Genomic DNA, 419 nt, shown 5'->3' with positions numbered 1-419 from the left:
CAAAGTCACTGTTTGAGTCTTGCTTTTGCTCTATCAGATACTTACTTACTGCCTCTCTGGTGGGATCTGCCTGTGGGTTACCGTTGGGAAAATTGACCGCATCAAGGTAAATCTCCGGCACTTGGTGGCGTGTCACTACCGCCCCCAGTGCATCATTGAAATCCTGATTTATCGCAGTCAGAAATCCGTTAATGTTGGCAAAGACCATTTTCGGGCGGGCGCTTGGTCCCTTGCCGCTCATCTCAAACCCGGTCACTTCAACCGGATACGCCTCATAGCGCATCCCTTGCCAGATAACCGGCTGGAGCTTTCCATTCAGACCATCATGAAAACGGTAGATATCCCCACCAAACGCCGTTAAATCAATCTCATATAGGTTAAGAATGGCGTTCTGACTCAGTTCGGTAACCTCAATCCGC

The 419-nt window shown here is 49.4% G+C and carries 1 protein-coding gene; it reads right to left on the bottom strand.

What is annotated here, in order from left to right:
- Window positions 1-415, bottom strand: a 415-nt coding sequence (locus Xbed_RS19145; RefSeq protein ID WP_086114342.1) for a phage minor tail protein L, incomplete at its 3' end; no start/stop codon positions are given.
- Window positions 416-419: the final 4 nt, after the last annotated feature.

The sequence above is a fragment of the Xenorhabdus beddingii genome (assembly GCF_002127545.1).
In the GTDB taxonomy this organism is placed as follows: Bacteria; Pseudomonadota; Gammaproteobacteria; order Enterobacterales; family Enterobacteriaceae; genus Xenorhabdus; species Xenorhabdus beddingii.
The sequence above is the reverse complement of the archived record's forward strand: the minus strand, read 5'-3'. Positions and strand labels throughout refer to the sequence as shown.